This is a genomic window from Streptomyces sp. NPDC005648 (assembly GCF_040605395.1).
Classification (GTDB): domain Bacteria; phylum Actinomycetota; class Actinomycetes; order Streptomycetales; family Streptomycetaceae; genus Streptomyces.
Genome location: NZ_JBEXCS010000069.1, coordinates 38,443 through 52,915 on the forward strand (window position 1 = coordinate 38,443; position 14,473 = coordinate 52,915).

General features: G+C 72.6%; 10 protein-coding genes and 1 pseudogene. 7 read left to right on the top strand and 4 right to left on the bottom strand.

All coding sequences use genetic code 11. The annotated features are described in order from the left end of the window. Window positions 1–95 precede the first annotated feature (95 nt). From ABZT17_RS31755 to ABZT17_RS31770, 4 genes are read left to right on the top strand one after another with little or no spacing between them, the layout of a single operon-like run. Entirely contained in the window at window positions 96–3,134 is a 3,039-nt protein-coding gene (locus tag ABZT17_RS31755) for a GNAT family N-acetyltransferase (protein ID WP_356353865.1), read from the top strand. A gap of 43 nt (window positions 3,135–3,177) precedes the next feature. Beyond that, window positions 3,178–3,774, top strand: coding sequence for a DUF5998 family protein (locus ABZT17_RS31760; RefSeq protein WP_356353867.1), 597 nt, complete (start codon window positions 3,178–3,180; stop codon window positions 3,772–3,774). Then, window positions 3,774–4,970 carry a nucleotide pyrophosphatase/phosphodiesterase family protein gene (locus ABZT17_RS31765; protein ID WP_356353869.1) on the top strand — a complete coding sequence of 399 codons (1,197 nt, stop codon included), beginning with the start codon at window positions 3,774–3,776 and terminating at the stop codon, window positions 4,968–4,970. The genes ABZT17_RS31760 and ABZT17_RS31765 overlap by 1 nt, the downstream gene beginning before the upstream one ends. 43 nt (window positions 4,971–5,013) lie before the next feature. Continuing rightward, window positions 5,014–5,661 carry a thymidine kinase gene (locus tag ABZT17_RS31770; RefSeq protein WP_356353871.1) on the top strand — a complete coding sequence of 216 codons (648 nt, stop codon included), beginning with the start codon at window positions 5,014–5,016 and terminating at the stop codon, window positions 5,659–5,661. A gap of 7 nt (window positions 5,662–5,668) precedes the next feature. Here the strand turns inward: ABZT17_RS31770 and ABZT17_RS31775 are convergent, their stop codons facing one another. Beyond that, complete coding sequence (locus ABZT17_RS31775; protein ID WP_356353873.1) at window positions 5,669–6,472, bottom strand: VOC family protein; 804 nt, start codon at window positions 6,470–6,472, stop codon at window positions 5,669–5,671. A gap of 293 nt (window positions 6,473–6,765) precedes the next feature. Here ABZT17_RS31775 and ABZT17_RS31780 point away from each other — a divergent pair, with 293 nt between their 5' ends. Beyond that, window positions 6,766–7,617 carry a sulfurtransferase gene (locus ABZT17_RS31780; protein ID WP_356353875.1) on the top strand — a complete coding sequence of 284 codons (852 nt, stop codon included), beginning with the start codon at window positions 6,766–6,768 and terminating at the stop codon, window positions 7,615–7,617. A gap of 679 nt (window positions 7,618–8,296) precedes the next feature. Here ABZT17_RS31780 and sepH read toward each other — a convergent pair. The 3 genes from sepH to ABZT17_RS31795 all read right to left on the bottom strand — a co-directional run bounded on the left by sepH (window position 8,297) and on the right by ABZT17_RS31795 (window position 12,262). Continuing rightward, window positions 8,297–9,334: a septation protein SepH gene (gene sepH / locus ABZT17_RS31785; RefSeq protein ID WP_356353876.1), complete on the bottom strand. Its 1,038-nt coding sequence runs from the start codon at window positions 9,332–9,334 to the stop codon at window positions 8,297–8,299. A gap of 410 nt (window positions 9,335–9,744) precedes the next feature. Then, the gene (locus ABZT17_RS31790; RefSeq protein ID WP_356353877.1) at window positions 9,745–11,064 is read right to left on the bottom strand and encodes a D-arabinono-1,4-lactone oxidase; all 1,320 of its coding nucleotides are present in this window, start codon (window positions 11,062–11,064) and stop codon (window positions 9,745–9,747) included. After that, entirely contained in the window at window positions 11,024–12,262 is a 1,239-nt protein-coding gene (locus ABZT17_RS31795; RefSeq protein WP_356353878.1) for an MFS transporter, read from the bottom strand. The genes ABZT17_RS31790 and ABZT17_RS31795 overlap by 41 nt, the downstream gene beginning before the upstream one ends. 184 nt (window positions 12,263–12,446) lie before the next feature. Between ABZT17_RS31795 and ABZT17_RS31800 the strand changes: the two genes are divergently transcribed. Continuing rightward, entirely contained in the window at window positions 12,447–13,574 is a 1,128-nt protein-coding gene (locus ABZT17_RS31800) for a ferrochelatase (RefSeq protein WP_356353879.1), read from the top strand. Window positions 13,575–13,582: 8 nt separating this feature from the next. After that, window positions 13,583–14,374, top strand: a pseudogene (locus tag ABZT17_RS31805) (inositol monophosphatase family protein); the annotation flags it as partial. Between the last annotated feature and the right edge of the window lie 99 nt (window positions 14,375–14,473).

Here is a 14,473-nt window from a genome sequence, read left to right on the forward strand (position 1 = left end):
TCTCCACAGGCCGCCGATCCGGCTCTCCACAGCCCGCGGTGTTCTCCACAGACTGCCTCGCGCCGTTGTCGGACGCGAGCCGTACTCTGGGGCCCATGCAGACCTCGTCGGACCGGCACGAGTACCCCGCCCACTGGGAGGCCGACGTGGTGCTGCGCGACGGCGGCACCGCGCGCATCCGCCCCATCACCGTCGATGACGCGGACCGCCTGGTCAGCTTCTACGAGCAGGTCTCGGACGAGTCGAAGTACTACCGCTTCTTCGCGCCCTACCCGCGCCTGTCCGCGAAGGACGTCCACCGCTTCACGCACCACGACTTTGTGGACCGGGTGGGACTCGCGGCCACGGTGGGCGGCGAGTTCATCGCCACCGTACGCTATGACCGCATTGGTGCCGACGGCATGCCCGCGTCCGCGCCCGCCGACGAGGCCGAGGTCGCCTTCCTCGTCCAGGACGCCCACCAGGGCCGGGGCGTCGCCTCCGCGCTCCTCGAACACATCGCCGCCGTCGCCCGCGAGCGCGGCGTCAGCCGCTTCGCCGCCGAGGTGCTTCCCGCCAACAGCAAGATGATCAAGGTGTTCACGGACGCCGGCTACACCCAGAAGCGCAGCTTCGAGGACGGCGTCGTCCGCCTGGAGTTCGACCTCGAACCCACCGACCGCTCCCTCGCCGTGCAGCGCGCGCGTGAACAGCGCGCCGAGGCCCGTTCCGTACGGCGGCTGCTGGCCCCCGGCGCCGTCGCCGTCGTCGGCACCGGGCGCGCGCCCGGGGGCGTCGGCCGCAGCATCCTCGACAACATCAGGGACGCCGGATACGCCGGGCAGCTCCACGCCGTCAACAAGGCCTTCCCCGAGGACCTCAAGGAACTGGACGGCATCCCCGCCCACCGCTCGGTCCGGGACATCGACGGCCCCGTCGACCTGGCCGTCGTCGCCGTACCCGCCGAGCACGTCCCCGAGGTCGTCGCCGAGTGCGGCGAACACGGCGTGCAGGGGCTGGTCGTGGTCTCCGCCGGGTACGCCGAGAGCGGGCCCGAGGGGCGCGAGCGCCAGCGCGAACTCGTCCGACACGCGCGCACGTACGGCATGCGGATCATCGGGCCGAACGCCTTCGGCGTCATCAACACCTCCGCGGACGTGCGCCTCAACGCCTCCCTCGCCCCCGAGATGCCCCGCCCCGGCCGTATCGGCCTGTTCGCGCAGTCCGGTGCCATCGGCATCGCGCTGCTGTCCCGGCTGCACCGGCGCGGCGGCGGTGTCACCGGCGTCACCGGGGTGTCCACCTTCGTCTCGTCCGGCAACCGCGCGGACGTCTCCGGCAACGACGTCATCCAGTACTGGTACGACGACCCGGACACCGACGTCGTCCTGATGTACCTGGAGTCCATCGGCAACCCGCGCAAGTTCACCCGCCTCGCCCGGCGGACGGCGGCCGCCAAGCCGCTGGTCGTCGTCCAGGGCGCCGGTTCCGCGCCGCAGGGACACGCCGTCCGGGCGACGCGGCTCCCGCACGCCACGGTGTCCGCGCTGCTCCGGCAGGCCGGCGTGATCCGCGTGGACACGATCACCGAACTGGTCGACGCGGGGCTGCTGCTGGCCCGCCAGCCGCTGCCGGCCGGCCCGCGCGTGGCGATCGTGGGGAACTCCGAGTCCCTCGGGCTGCTGACCTACGACGCCTGTCTCGCCGAAGGCCTCAGACCGCAGCGCCCGCTGGACCTGACGACCGGCGCGACGGCGGCGGACTTCCACGCGGCGCTGCTGCGGGCGCTCGGCGACGACTCCTGCGACGCGGTGGTGGTGACCGCGATCCCGGCGATCGGCGAGACCTCGCCCCAGGACGCGGAGCTGGCGGATGCCCTGCGCTCCGCCGCGGAAGCGGCCCCCACGAAGCCGGTACTCGTCGTACACGTGGAACTCGGCGGCCTCGCGGCGGCCCTGTCGGCGGCGGCCAGCACGGCGCCCCAGGCGGACGGCACGGCGACCAGGACGGCGGGTGCCGCGCCCCGGGCGGGCGGCACGGCGACGACGACGGCCGGCCTCGTACCCCGGGCGGCCGGCTCCGTCACGGGAGCGGGGGGTGCCGCGCCCCGGGCCGACGGTACGGCTCCCGGGCCGGCCGGTGCCACGTCGGGTGACGGTATGAGTGGCGAGGGGGCGGGCGCCGGGGGAGGGGTCCGGCGGCTGCGGCCCTCGCAGCAGTTGCCGCCGCCGGCCGCGGCACCGGTCTCGGCGGGTGTGGCCGCGGCGCAGCCCCCGGCCCCCGAGGCCTGCTCGCGCCTGATCCCGGCCTATCCCGCCGCCGAGCGGGCCGCCCGTGCCCTCGCCGAAGCGGTGCACTACGCGCAGTGGCGGCGTGAGGCCGCCGATCCCGGCAGGGTCCCCGAGTACGAGGACATCGACGAGAAGGGCGCCGCCGAGCAGATCGACGGACTGCTCGCGCGCGGGCAGGGCCTCACCCTCGGCACGGACGAGACCTGCGAGCTGCTGGGCCGCTACGGGATAGCCGTACGCCGGGCCACCCCCGCCTTCACCCCGGACGACGCCGTCCGCGCCGCCGACGGCCTCGGCTACCCCGTCGCCCTCAAGGCCACCGCCCCGCACCTCAGGCACCGCGCCGACCTGGGCGGCGTACGCCTGGATCTCGCGGACGAGGAGCAACTGCGGCGTGCGTACGCCGAGTTGACGGAGCTGTTCGGCAAGCCGGAGGAGCTGCGGCCCGTGGTGCAGGGGATGGCACCACGCGGTGTGGACACGATCGTGCGGGCCGTCGTCGACCCCGCGGCCGGCGCCGTGGTCTCCTTCGGCCTGGCCGGACCCGCCTCCCAGCTGCTCGGCGACATGGCGCACCGCCTGGTCCCGGTCACCGACCGGGAGGCGACCTCGCTGGTCCGGTCGATCCGCACGGCCCCGCTCCTGTTCGGCTGGCGCGGCTCGACCCCGGTCGACACGCCTGCGCTGGAAGAACTGCTCCTGAGGGTGTCCCGACTGGTCGACGACCACCCCGAGGTCGTCGCGGTCACCCTGGAGCCGGTCGTCGTCTCCCCGCGCGGCCTGAGCGTTCTCGGCGCCTCCCTGCGCCTGGCCCCGCCGCCCGCCCGCGACGACCTCGGCCCGCGCACGCTCCCGGTGTACTGAACCACCCGTGAGCGGTGCCTCGCAGTCAGTGGGCCACCGTAGGATGGACGTCATGGCCAAGACCAGTACGACGACCCAGGGGCTGCGAGCGGCGATCGAGCGCAGTGGCTACTACCCGGCCCTCGTGGCCGAGGCGGTGGAGGCCGCCGTGGGCGGCGACTCCATCCGGTCGTACCTGGTCCACCAGGAGACGACGTTCGACCAGAACGAGGTGCGGCGGCATGTGACCGTGCTCGTCCTCACCGCCAACCGCTTCATCGTCAGCCACACCGACGAGCAGGCGGCCGACACCACCTCCCCGACGCCGTACGCCACGACGTCGACGGAGTCCGTGAAGCTCGGCCGGATCTCCTCGGTCGTGGTCAGCCGTGTGGTCGCCAACCCCGAGCAGTACACGGTGGGCACCCTGCCCCGCGAGGTCGTCCTCACCATCGGCTGGGGCGCCGTCTCCCGTATCGACCTGGAGCCCGCCGCCTGCGGCGACCCCAACTGCGAGGCGGACCACGGCTACACGGGCAACTCCACGGCCGACGACCTCAGCCTGCGCGTCAGCGAGGCCGGCGACGGGCCCGAGACGGTCCGCCAGGCCCTCGCCTTCGCCCAGTCGCTCTCCGAGGCGACCGCGGACATCACCCGCTGATGGTTCACGCCCCCTCCCCCTGGGACGCCCACCCCGAACCCCTCGCCGTCGACTCCGCGCCGCTGCCCGAATACGGCAGCGGCTCCCTCGCCGACCTCCTGCCGACCCTGGCCGCGGGCATGGGCGTACCCGGGATGGCGGCCGCGATCTCCGAGCTCGCCCCCGCCGACCGGAACTGCGTGTTCCTGATCGACGGCCTCGGCTGGGAGCAGCTCAGCGCCCATCCGGACGAGGCGCCGTTCATGACCTCGCTGCTGGCGAGCTCGCGCGGCGGCACCGGCCGCCCGCTGACCACCGGCTACCCGGCGACCACCGCGACCTCCCTCGCCTCCGTCGGCACCGGCCTGCCGCCCGGCGCGCACGGCCTGCCCGGCTACACCGCGCGCAACCCGGAGACCGGCGAGCTGATGAACCAGCTGCGCTGGCAGCCGTGGACGCCACCGAGCGCGTGGCAGCCGTATCCCACCGTCTTCCAGCTGGCCCACGACGCGGGTGTGCACGCCGCGCAGGTCTCGTCGCCCACCTTCGAGAACACCCCCCTGACCAAGGTCGCGCTCAGCGGCGGAACGTTCCAGGGACGGCTGTCCGGCGAGGAGCGCATGGACCTCGCCGCCGAGCAACTGGCCGCCGGCGACCGCTCCTTGGTCTACACGTACTACGCCGAGCTCGACGGCGCCGGCCACCGCTACGGCGTCGCCTCGGACACCTGGCGCGGCCAGCTCATGCACGTCGACCGGCTGGTCCAGCGCCTCGCCGGGCAACTCCCGCCGCGCACCGCGCTGTACGTCACCGCCGACCACGGAATGATCGACGTCCCCTTCGACGAACAGCACCGCATCGACTTCGACGAGGACTGGGAACTGCGCGCCGGAGTAGCCCTGTTGGGCGGCGAGGGCCGTGCCCGCCATGTCTACGCGGTGCCGGGCGCCGAGAACGACGTACTGACCTGCTGGCGCGAGGTGCTCGGCGAGCAGTTCTGGGTGGCCTCGCGGGACCAGGCGATCGCGGCGGGCTGGTTCGGCCCCCACATCGACGACCGTGTGTACGCGCGCATCGGGGACGTGGTGGCGGCCGCCCGCGACGACGTCCTGATCATCGCGTCCGAGCGGGAGCCGAAGGAGTCGGCGATGGTCGGCAACCACGGTTCGATGACCCCTGCCGAACAACTGATCCCCCTGCTCGAAGTACGCTCCTGAAGCCCGTCCTGTGTCCCGCTGCCCGAAAGGTGCTCGACTCCCCATGCCCGAGCTGGTGTTCTTCTCCGGAACGATGGACTGCGGGAAGTCGACGCTGGCTCTCCAGATCGAGCACAACCGCTCGGCGCGCGGCCTGGCGGGCATGATCTTCACACGGGACGACCGCGCGGGCGAGGGCAAGCTCTCCTCCCGCCTCGGCCTGGTCACGGACGCGGTGGAGGTCGAGGACGGCCAGGACCTCTACGCCTACCTCGTCGACCATCTCTCCCAGGGCGGCCGCGCGGACTACGTCATCGCCGACGAGGCACAGTTCCTGGTGCCCGAACAGATCGACCAGCTCGCACGTGTGGTCGACGACCTGGGGCTCGACGTCTACGCCTTCGGCATCACGACCGATTTCCGCTCCAAGCTCTTCCCCGGCTCGCAGCGCCTGGTCGAACTCGCCGACCGCGTGGAGGTCCTCCAGGTCGAGGCCCTGTGCTGGTGCGGCGCCCGCGCCACCCACAACGCCCGCACCGTGGGCGGCGAGATGGTCGTCGAGGGCGCGCAGGTGGTCGTCGGTGACGTCAACCAGGCGGAGGCCGTCGGCTACGAGGTCCTGTGCCGCCGGCACCACCGCCGCCGCATGACAGCGGCAACGGCCCGCGCGGCGGCGCTGTCGCCCGACGTACTGCCGGTGCACTCGCTCTGAGCCGGGCTCAGCGGGGGCCTTCGATCAGGGAGAAGCGTGCTCCCTCGGGGTCCGCGACCGTGGCGACCCTGCCGTGGGGGCTGTCCTTCGGGGAACTGAGGACATGGCCGCCCAGATCCACGAGGTGGGAGACGGACTCGGCCGCGTCGGCGACCTCGAAGTAGGTGATCCAGTGCGGGCCCCGGTCGCGGGGGAGGGCGTGTCCGACGCCTTGGATGCCGGCGACGGGCCGGCCGTCGACATGGAGGGTGACGTAGTCGAAGTCGGCGGAGACGACCGGCTCCTCCTCGTAACCGAACACGGTCTCGTAGAACTTGGCGACGCTCACCGACTCGTAGGTGAGGAGCTCGTTCCAGGCGGGGGTGCCGGGCACGCCCGTGATGCCCGTGCCGAGGTGGGCCGCGGCCTGCCAGATGCCGAAGACCGCGCCGGAGGGGTCGGAGCCGATCGCGAGACGGCCGGCCTCGGCGGCGTCCAGGGGACCCACACCGATCGTGCCACCGCACAGCCGAACGGTCTCCGCCGTCAGATCCACGTCGTCCGAGGCCAGATACGGCGTCCAGGCGATCGGCAGATGACGGTCCGGCGGGAGCTGGCCGATACCGGCCACCTCGTGACCGTCGAGCAGCGCCCGGACGTAGGGCCCCAGCTGCTGCGGCCCCGGCTGGAACTCCCAGCCGAACAGGGCGCCGTAGAAGTCCTGGGTCGCGGCCAAACCGTGCACCATCAGGCTCACCCAGCAGGGTGTCCCAGGTGTGTGCCGGGCGTTCGTGTCGCCGTTCGGGCCGGCCGACCCCCGTGCCTCGGTCATCGTCACTCTCCCTCGACCCCTCGCGGTGGCCGTGTCGCTTCCGCTCTCCGGTACCCGTGCCGATGCTCGCACCACCCGTGGCGGTGCGCGCTCCGGGCGCGCCGCGACCGGATGCCCGGGCCCGCAGAGTGCCCGGTGTGCCGTTCCGCGTCCGTTCGGTGCGATGGCCCACGGGTGTCGATCAGCTGTACAGCATGTGCTCGAGTCCGTACGCCTCGTGATCGAGCGTGTCCGGCCGAGCAGAGTAGCCGGACATGGACGATGCGGCCACCCCGTGCGCGAGGATGGTGGCCATGAACGCCATCATCTCCGCATCCCGACTCGCGAGCGACCTGGCGGGAACCAACCCGCCCGTGGTGCTCGACGTCCGCTGGCAGCTCAGCATGCCCAAGGCGGCCGGAGAGCCCGCCTTCGACGGCCGTGCCGAGTACGCGGCCGGGCACATCCCCTCTGCCGCCTACGTCGACCTGGACTCGGAACTGGCCGCCGCGCCCGGTGAGCACGGCCGGCACCCGCTGCCCGACCTCGCGGTCTTCGGCGCCGCGATGCGACGTGCGGGTGTCTCGGCCGGTACGCCGGTCGTCGTGTACGACGGCGGACAGGGCTGGGCGGCCGCCCGGGCGTGGTGGTTGCTGCGCTGGACGGGTCACCCGGACGTGCGGGTCCTCGACGGCGGGTTGCCGACCTGGGAGGGACGACTGGAGACGGCGGTGGCGACGCCGGACGAGGGTGATTTCCAGCCGGTCGCGGGGGAGTGGGGGCTGCTGGACGCCGACGCGGCCGCCGCGTTGGCCCGGGACGGAGTGCTGTTCGACGCGCGGGCGGGGGAGCGGTACCGGGGTGAGGTGGAGCCGATCGACCGGGTCGGCGGGCACATCCCGGGTGCAGTCTCCGCGCCCACGAACGAGAACGTGGGGGAGGACGGGCGGTTCCTGCCCGTGGAACAGCTCGCGGAGCGTTTCAAGTCCCTGGGCGCGGCGGACGGTTCGGAGGTCGGCGTGTACTGCGGCTCGGGAGTCTCCGCGGCGCACGAGGTACTGGCACTCGCGGTGGCGGGGATCCCGGCGGCGCTGTACGTGGGCTCCTGGTCGGAGTGGTCCTCGAACCCGACCCGACCGGTGGCCGTGGGCCCGACCCCCCAGTAGCCGCCGGCCCGCGGCCTCCCCGGCGGGTCTGCGTCCGCGAGAACTCGCCGGCTGGTGCACGCCGGAGTGCCTGGACAGCCGGCACTGGCTGCGGGGGCTGAGCGGCCGTCCCGCGTACGCGAGGGGGCTCGACTGCCGGCTGGCGGGCGGGGGTTCGACTGGCGCCGCCGGCGTGCGGGGGCGTGGTGGCCGGTGCGCGTGCGTGAGGGCTGGACGGCCGGTGCGCGTGGGAGGGGTTCGGCGGCCGGTACCGGTTGCGGGGGCTGAGCGGCCGTCCCGCGTGCGCGAGGGGTTGGACTGCTGGCCGGCGGGCGGGGGTTCGACTGGCGGCGCTGGCGTGCGAGGGCTGAGTGATCGGCACGCGTGCGTGTGGGGTGGACAGCCAGTGTGGCGGCCACGGGTTCGATGGCTGGTGCTGGCGTGTGCGAGGGGCCGGCCGGTACACGTGTGGGAGGGCTGGTGTGCGTGTGTGGGCTGGACAGCCGGTGTGTGTGCGGGGGTTCGGCCCGGGCGTGCGGGGGATTGGTGGCCGGTGCGCGTGCGTGAGGGTCCGGCGGGCGATGCGGTGGCCACGGGTTCGACTGGTCGTGCCGGCCGCGAGGGGATTGGCTGGGGGGAGTGAGGGTGAGGGGCCGTTGCCTGTCGGGTCGCCGGGCCCTCACCCTCGTACTCCTGTCTGCTACTCCTGCTTCTTGCGGCGGGTGCCGAAGACGATCTCGTCCCAGCTCGGGACCGCCGCGCGGCGGCCAGGGCGGACGCCGTCCGCCTCCGCCTGGCGGTCCGTCGCACCGACCAGGCGGTCACGGTGGCTGGTGACCGAGCGGGGCATGAGGACGTCCGCGTAGGCCGAACCCGCCGAGGCCGCGGGGGCCGGGGGCTCCTCCTCCACCGGTTCGGCGGCGGGGGGCTCCTCGGCGGCGGGGGCCTCGGAGGGGCGCTCCGGGACCACCAGGTCGCCGCGGAAGCTCGGTACCGCCTCCAACAGGCTGGTCAGCGAGTCCCGTTCGCTCGCCGTGCTCTCCTCCGCGGGCTCGGACGCCTGCGCCGGCAGGCTCGGCCGGTCGAGGGCGCGGTCCAGCGGACGGTCGCGCGGCAGCCGGGCGATACGCGGGACGAAGGGAAAGCTGGGCTCCGGCGCGGCGAGGTCGTCGGACTCGCCGATCAGCGAGCGAGCCTCCTCGTCGACGGCCTGGACGAGCCGCCGGGGCGGGTCGTAGGTCCAGCTCGCCGAGTGCGGTTCGCCCGCGACCCGGTAGACCAGCAGAACCTCCCAGGTGCCGTCGTCGCGGCGCCAGGAGTCCCACTGGACGGTGTCCTTCTCGGCGCCGCGCAGCAGCAACCGCTCCTGGACGGCCTCGCCGAGCTGCGGCCCGGCGTTCTCACCGGGCCTGCGGACCGGGGTCTTGCGCGCCCGCTCGGCCATGAACGCACGCTCCGCGAGCACGGGGCCCTCGAAGCGGCGTACGCGGTCGACGGGGATTCCTGCGAGCTGCGCGACTTCTTCCGCCGTGGCACCGGCGCGTATACGCGCCTGGATGTCACGGGGACGGAGATGGCTTTCGACCTCGATCTCGATCTGGCCGAGGCGGGGCCGGTCACCGCGGACGGCGGCACGCAGCCGCTCGTCGATCGGAAGGGTGTACTCCGTTGAGTCGGCAGCCTTGAGCACCAGCCGTGTGCCGTCATTCGAGACGGCCACGACACGCAGTTCGGGCATGGGGACCTCCCGGGTGGTGCCTGCCGACGTCACGTGCGTCGCTGCTTCCGCTAGTCGAGTGTGGCCTGCCCGGGTGCAGCCTGCCACAACCTTGCCGAGTTGCCCGGCGTGTCGGGCACGAGCCCTGAGTCGCCGTTATGGCACGGTTACCTATTCGCAACGCTAAGTGACCAACTCCGTCACCCTGTGCAACTAGCCCCCTCCCGGCGGTCCTTGAAGCCGAGGACGCCCTGGCGGGAGACCTGACCCAGGGCTCGCAACAGTACTCCATTTGGACCACGTGCGTGGATTGGCGCGCCCCCCAACTTCTGACAAGAAGCCGGGTGTGACCGCCTGTTGAGCGGTTTTTGGGATCTTGGACGTGGCATAGTTCACGGAATCGCCGTAAACGGAACCAATCGCCGGGTGCGCTACGCCCCCAACACCCGCCGCAGATAGTCGTTCTGGAAACGCCGGTCCGGGTCGAGGCGGTCCCGCAGGGCGGTGAACTCGTCGAAGCGGGGGTAGACGGACGCGAAGTACTCGGCGTCGCGGGTGTGCACCTTGCCCCAGTGCGGCCGGCCCTCGTGCGCGGTGAGGATGCGCTCGGCGGCGGTGAAGTACGCCTGGTAGGGCGTGCCCTTGAACATGTGGACGGCGACATACGCGCTGTCGCGGCCCGAGGCGGTGGACAGGGTGATGTCGTCGGCCGGGGCGGTGCGCACCTCGACGGGGAAGCTGACCCTGAGGCCGGAGCGGTCCACCATCGTCTTCAGCTCCCGCAGCGTCTCTTTCAGCGCCTCGCGCGGGACGGCGTACTCCATCTCCACGAAGCGCACCCGGCGCGGCGAGGTGTAGACCTTGTAGGGGATGTCGGTGTAGCTGCGCGCGGACAGGGCCTTGCTGGAGATCCGGGCGATCGTCGGGACCGTGCCCGGCACCGCCCGGCCGACCCACTGGGCCACCTGAAAGACGCCGTTGGAGAGGAACTCGTCCTCGAACCAGCCGGCGACCGGGCTCACCGGCTTCTCCGGGCCCGCGCTGCGGTTGTTGCGCTTGGTGTTGGTGTTGCCGGTGTGCGGGAACCAGTAGAACTCGAAGTGCTCGTTCTCGGCCCAGAGTTCGTCGAACTCGGCGAGCACCCTGTCGAACGGCATCGGTTCCTCGCGGGCCGTCAGCAGGAAGACCGGCTCCACGGCGAAGGTGATCGCGGTGACGATTCCGAGGGCGCCCAGGCCGATCCGGGCGGCCGCGAACACCTCCGGGTTCTCCTTCTCGGAGCAGACGAGCACCGAGCCGTCGGCGGTCACCAGCTCCAGTCCCTTGATCTGGGCGGCGATCGAGGCCGAGTCGCGCCCCGTGCCGTGCGTACCGGTGCTGGTGGCGCCGGAGACGGTCTGCTCCATGATGTCGCCCATGTTGGTGAGCGACAGACCCTCGCGCGCCAGGGCCATGTTGAGCCTCTTGAGCGGGGTGCCTGCCTCCACCATGACGGTCATGGCGTCGCGATCTATCTTGCGGATGCCGGTCAACAGTTGAGGGCGGATCAACACTCCGTCCGTGGCCGCGATCGACGTGAAGGAATGGCCCGTACCGACCGCCTTCACGGTCAGCCCGTCCTCCCCGGCCTTCCGCACGGCCGCGGCCAGCTCCTCCACGGAGGCCGGAGTGACCTCCCGCGCGGGACGGGCCGTGACATTGCCGCCCCAGTTACGCCACGTGCCGTTCTTCGCGCTCGCTGTGCTGCTCAACGGTGCCTCCCCGTCGCGGAGCCGGCCTGCTGAGCCGGCGATACCCCAGGAAACCGACCGCGACCGCGACGGCTCCGGACACCGCCGGAACCCCGTACCCGGCACGTGCGCCGGCCGCGTCGATGACCCAGCCGGCCACGGACGAGCCGAGCGCGACACCGACGGCGAGACCCGTGCTGATCCAGGTCATGCCCTCGGTCAACTGCGCGCGTGGTACGTGCTCTTCGATCAGGGACATCGTCGTGATCATCGTGGGAGCGATGGACAGGCCCGAGACGAAGAGCGCCACGGCCAGAAACGGCAAGTTTCCGACCAGTAGGAGGGGGATCATACTCACGGCCATCGCGCATATGCCCAGCAGCCAGCGACGTTGTGGTGTCCCTGTGAACCGCAGCAGCCCGAACACGATTCCCGCCGCGCAGGACCCGGCCGCGTACAGGGCGAGCACGACACTCGCGGCGGCCTTGTGCCCCCGCTCGTCGGCGAAGGCCACGGTGACGACGTCCACCGCCCCGAAGATCGTCCCGGTCGCGACGAAGGTGGCCACCAGAACCTGCAGCCCACGCGCGCGCAGCGCCGAGCCGCCGCCCTGCCTCTCGCGCGGGTGGGGCTTCGGCTCGGTGGCCCGCTGGGCGGTCAGCCAGAAGACGCCGACGGCGAGGAAGCAGGCGGCGAGCAGCGGCCCGGCCTCCGGGAACCAGGCGGTGGACAGCCCGATGGAGATGATCGGCCCGAAGATGAAGCAGACCTCGTCGACCACCGACTCGAACGAGTACGCGGTGTGCAGCTGCTCGGTCCCCCGGTACAGCGCCGCCCAGCGGGCCCGGATCATCGCCCCCAGGCTGGGCACCGCCCCGATCCCCGCGGCGCACACGAACAGCACCCAGTCCGGCCACCCGAGCCGTGCGGCGAGCAGCAGCCCGGCCGCCGAGGCGAGCGCGACCAGCGTCGCCGGCCGCAGCACCCGGCGCTGCCCGTGCTGATCCACCAGCCGGGATATCTGCGGTCCGATCGCCGCGGCGGCCAGCGCGATGGTGGCCGACAGCGCGCCCGCGAGCCCGTACCGCCCGCTGATCTGGGAGACCATCGTGACCACGCCGATGCCCATCATCGACAGCGGCATCCGGCCGAGGAAGCCCGCGGCGGAGAAACCCTTGGAGCCGGGTGCGGCGAACAGGGCGCGGTAGGGGCTGGGCACGGCGGGCTCCGATGAGGAAAGGGACAGCGGCTCGGTAAGGCGCGTATGCGGCCGATACAGCTTACGAGTTAGGTGACCCTGACGCACCTGTCCGGACGGCCTCGCACCGGTTCGGCCGCCGCGGGAACCCGGCCCGTCACCCCACCGTTTCCCGGCTGTCAGTACCGGATGACAGGATCGACCCATGCGAGACGTGCTCGACGCCACCCCCTACGACGCCCTGCTCCTGCTCTCCTTCGGCGGCCCCGAGGGCCCCGACGACGTGATCCCCTTCCTGGAGAACGTCACGCGCGGGCGCGGAATCCCCAAGGAACGCCTCAAGGAAGTCGGCGAACACTACTTCCTGTTCGGCGGGGTCAGCCCCATCAACGACCAGAACCGCGCCCTGCTGGACGCCCTCCGCAAGGACTTCGCGGACCACGGCCTTGACCTGCCCGTCTACTGGGGCAACCGCAACTGGGCGCCGTACCTGACGGACACCCTGCGCGAGATGGTCGCCGACGGCCGGCGCCGCATCCTGGTGCTGGCCACCAGTGCCTACGCCTCGTACTCGGGCTGCCGCCAGTACCGCGAGAACCTGGCGGAGTCGCTGGCCGCCCTGGAGGCGGAGGGCCTCGACCTCCCGAAGGTCGACAAACTGCGCCACTACTTCAACCACGAGGGCTTCCTGGAGCCGATGACCGAGGGCGTCCTCCAGTCCCTCGCCGACCTCCCCGAGGACGTCCGGGACGGCGCCCACCTCGCCTTCTCCACGCACTCCATCCCCACCGCGTCCGCGGACACCTCCGGACCGGTCGAGGACCACGGGGACGGCGGCGCGTACGTCGAGCAGCACCTGGAGGTGGCGGGGCTGATCGCCGAGGCGGTCCGCGACCGCACCGGTGTCGACCACCCCTGGAGGCTCGTCTACCAGTCCCGCTCGGGCGCCCCGCACATCCCCTGGCTGGAACCGGACATCTGCGATCACCTGGAGACCCTCCAGGAGGCCGGCGCCCCGGCGGTGGTCATCGCCCCCATCGGCTTCGTCTCCGACCACATGGAGGTCCTCTACGACCTCGACACGGAGGCCAGGGCCAAGGCCGAGGAACTGGGTCTCCCCATGCGCCGCTCGGCCACGGTGGGCGCCGACCCGCGCTTCGCGGCCGCGATCCGCGACCTGGTGCTGGAGCGGGCGGGCACCGAGCGCGGCGAGGACGTCACCCCCTGCGCCCTGGGCGCTCTCGGCGCCGGCCACAACCTCTGCCCGATCGGCTGCTGCCCGACCCGCGCCCCCAAGCCGGCCGCCGCGGGCGCCGACAGCCCCTACGCATGAGGAGCCAGGTGACCGACCCCCTCCACCAGGAGCTGCTGGAGCTGGCCCGGGAGGCCGCCCGCCGGGCCGGCGACCTCCTGCGGGACGGCCGCCCCGCCGACCTCGCGGTGGCCGCCACCAAGTCGAGCCCCATCGACGTGGTGACCGAGATGGACATCGCGGCCGAGAAGCTGATCACGGACCTGATCTCCGCCCGGCGCCCGGACGACGGCTTCCTCGGCGAGGAGGGCGCCTCCAGCGAGGGCACCAGCGGTGTCCGCTGGGTGATCGACCCCCTCGACGGCACCGTCAACTACCTGTACGGACTACCCACTTGGTCGGTGTCCATCGCGGCGGAGCAGGACGGCGAGACGGTCGTCGGGGTCGTGGCGGTCCCGATGCGCGGCGAGACGTACCACGCGGTCCGCGGCGAGGGCGCCCGGGCCACGGGCGCGTGGGAGGGCGAGCGCGCGCTGGCCTGCCGCCCCGCGCCTCCGCTGGAGCAGGCCCTGGTCTCCACCGGGTTCAACTACGTCACCGAGGTCCGCACCCACCAGGCCGAGGTCGCCCGGCGGCTGATCCCGCTGCTCCGCGACATCCGGCGCGGCGGCTCCGCGGCGGTCGATCTCTGCGACCTCGCGGCCGGCCGCCTGGACGGCTACTACGAGCGCGGTCTGAACGCCTGGGACTACGGCGCGGGCGACCTCATCGCCCGTGAGGCGGGCGCCCTGACCGGCGGACGCCCCGGAGAGCGCCCGTCACGCGGTCTGACGGTCGCGGGGACCCCAGGCGTCTTCGAGCCCCTCCAGGGCCTCCTGGAGGTCGACAGCGGCGGTCTGCCCGGCTGGCTGACCACCAAGGCCGGCCACAACCGCAGCGACGACCCGCAGTTCATCACCAACTCCGGTACCGACATCACC